The organism is Zarconia sp. (assembly GCF_057467645.1).
Map to the genome: position 1 here is coordinate 1 of NZ_JBRJXU010000142.1, position 2,772 is coordinate 2,772.

Here is a 2,772-nt window from a genome sequence, read left to right on the forward strand (position 1 = left end):
CGGGGACGCGGAGAGGAGGGAAAAGGGAGAAACGGAAGAAAAATTTAGATCCCCAAGCCCCCAAAAGCCTCCGAAGCCCCTAAAAGCCCCCCCAAGCCCCCGAAGCCCGTGGCCTCTTCAAAACCCGAAAACCCACCCACCTCACTGCTGCGCGAACACGCGGAACAGCAGTTTGCCGAAGAACTCGACGTTCTCCAACAAGTCGATCAGAAGCAGCGTCCGCCGAATTGGTCTCTCTCTCCTCATGCCGTCGCCACCTATCTCTTGGGGGGAAAATTGGAGAATGGATTCGAGGTGTCCCCGAAGTATATCGGCGATCGCCGCCCGATCGAAATTGCGATCGCTACTCTGACAACCGATCGCGCCTTGCTACTGCTGGGGGTTCCCGGAACGGCGAAATCCTGGGTGTCCGAACATCTCGCGGCGGCTATCTCCGGTAACTCCACCCTTTCTATTCAAGGGACGGCGGGTACGAGTGAGGAAGCGATTCGCTACGGCTGGAACTACGCCCGTTTGCTGGCCCAAGGTCCGTCGATGGAGGCGATCGTACCCAGTCCGGTGATGCGGGCGATGTCGGAGGGGAAAATTGCCCGCGTGGAAGAACTCACCCGGATGCCAGCCGATGTTCAGGATTCGCTAATTACCATCCTCTCGGAGAAGGTGTTGCCGATTCCGGAACTCAACGATCGAATTCAGGCGCAGAAGGGATTTAACGTCATCGCCACCGCCAACGATCGCGACAAGGGAGTTAACGATCTCTCGAGTGCCCTCAAACGTCGCTTCAATACCGTGATTCTGCCTTTACCCAAAACCGCAGAGGAAGAGGTGGAAATCGTGCGCCGTCGCGTTGCCAGCCTGGGACGCGCCCTGGACTTACCGACCCAAACCCCCGCCCTCGAAGAAATTCGCCGCGTTGTTACCATTTTCCGCGAACTGCGCCAGGGGATGGCTGCCGATGGTAAAACGAAGCTTAAATCCCCCAGTAGTACCCTCAGTACCGCCGAGGCGATTTCTGTCGTCCTCAACGGTATGGCTTTAGCCTCGCATTTTGGCAGTGGGGAATTGGGGGCGCGGGATGTGGCTTCTGGGTTGATGGGTGCGGCGATCCAAAATCCGGTACGCGATCGAGTGGCGTGGCAGGAGTACCTAGAAACGGTGGTTAAAGAACGAGAAGGTTGGCAGGATTTGTATCGGGCGTGTTGGGAGTCAATGGATAATTGACAATTGACAAACTCAGAATTTTTGACTTTATAGCCGTCGCCACAAAGAGTACGAACACTCGTTTGTTTTCACTGGAGTCTTTCTCCCTGTGCGCCTCTTCGCGATGTTCGTGCTTACCGTGGCGGTTACGGTCAGTTTCACGTTCTGTTATTGAGAATCAACCATCAAAATGGGTTTTAAAGTTGCCCAAGCTTCTGCAGCTTTGACCGCTAAAGTATCGGATTCCACTTTTAATGCAGCGAGATTGGTTAATGATTTGGCAAAGTCTTTACTTTTCGCGAGTTCGATTTGCTTCTCATTGAGGGGATCGCTCTCAAACAAGGCTTCAATGAGGTCTACATAAGGTTTGGCTTTCTCTTGCGCGTCTTGAAGCTTCACCCGCAAGGCAGCAAACTTGGCAATATCGGCGGCGGCAACTTCCAGGGGGGCGGCGGTGCGATCGTCGCTGGTTTTGCTCGATTTTCGAGAGGGTTTGCTTGGGTCTGAGGCGGAAGGTTCGGCAGACGGTTCAACGTTGACAGCTCGATCGCGCTTAGACATACTCAAAAAAGAGCCTGAAGATTGGCAACCCAGATTGTATCATTGTTCGCGAACCTGTCACGGAACCCGGCGATCGATATCACCTTCTCATAACAGTATCGATCGCTGAAAATCACTTTTGGAAACGAGATACTAAGTTGTATAGAGTTCAGAGCGTTGCTAAAAATGAACACCCAAGCAATTCGTCCTCTGGTTGTCGAAGATTTATTAGCTCGTATTTGGAACGCCGGTTACATTACGGATTGCCAAAGACAAACGCTCGTGTCGGTGTTAGTCGATCGCGTTCTCTGTGACGACGAACGGGAGACCATCGAGCGACTATTTCATGCCATTCGCCGCGGTTGGTTGAAAGTAATCGACTGATGCCGCGCCGAATTGGGTTCGAGAAGGGGACGAAGCGATCGAGGTTTCGTCGTTAAATCCTCGATTTCGCACACTGGCTCGTGTTTGATGGGGCGATTTGTGACATTTATTGACTCTGAACTCATTAGAGAATAAACGACAACATCAACTCTCGTCATCCCCTCGAACCCTCTCAAATTTAAGTTGTGTATCACCGATAGGCGTGCTTCGGCACGCCTTTACTGCGTTTTGGGGAGATGGGGGGAAGACTTCCGACAGATTACATAATTGGTTGGTGTTGTCTTAACTTGAATAGCGACTGCTATATCAAAGATACGCTCATGTTCGAGCGGAGTGTCTTCACCTCACGGCAATACAGCCATAAAATACTCAAATCTAGTCAAGATAAGAATTTTACGGTTCGATCGTTTAAATTTGTCTAAACGTGCGATCGTTCAATCGGATCTGAGATCGAGCATCCACGGCATCGGTTTGAAAAACGCAGATTTGATGGTCAATTGTGAATAGATAACGTCAGTTTTGCGACCGCGACGTCGACGGGATGCCGACTCTGGGTGAGATTCGGGCGGTTGGCAAGCCTCTTGATGAGCGAAGCGATCGCACTGGCTACATCTGGTTGCTGGGGAGCAAAGTACTTCATCCCGATTC

At 51.8% G+C, this 2,772-nt stretch carries 3 protein-coding genes; 2 read left to right on the top strand and 1 reads right to left on the bottom strand.

All coding sequences use genetic code 11. From position 1 onward, the window contains the following. Positions 1–108 precede the first annotated feature (108 nt). Entirely contained in the window at positions 109–1,221 is a 1,113-nt protein-coding gene (locus tag AC2215_RS21645) for an ATP-binding protein (protein WP_486812089.1), read from the top strand. A 147-nt stretch (positions 1,222–1,368) separates the two neighbouring features. On the opposite strand, the gene AC2215_RS21650 is transcribed toward AC2215_RS21645, so the two are convergent. Then, positions 1,369–1,761: a hypothetical protein gene (locus tag AC2215_RS21650; protein ID WP_486812090.1), complete on the bottom strand. Its 393-nt coding sequence runs from the start codon at positions 1,759–1,761 to the stop codon at positions 1,369–1,371. Positions 1,762–1,926: 165 nt separating this feature from the next. Here AC2215_RS21650 and AC2215_RS21655 point away from each other — a divergent pair, with 165 nt between their 5' ends. Beyond that, the gene (locus AC2215_RS21655) at positions 1,927–2,124 is read left to right on the top strand and encodes a hypothetical protein (protein ID WP_486812091.1); all 198 of its coding nucleotides are present in this window, start codon (positions 1,927–1,929) and stop codon (positions 2,122–2,124) included. The last annotated feature ends 648 nt before the right edge of the window (positions 2,125–2,772 follow it).

What these genes read in the sequence shown, in the direction of transcription:
- AC2215_RS21650 (WP_486812090.1), bottom strand. Translation starts at nt 1,761, where the DNA reads ATGTCTAAGCGCGATCGAGCTGTCAACGTTGAACCGTCTGCCGAACCT.
- AC2215_RS21655 (WP_486812091.1), top strand. Translation starts at nt 1,927, where the DNA reads ATGAACACCCAAGCAATTCGTCCTCTGGTTGTCGAAGATTTATTAGCT.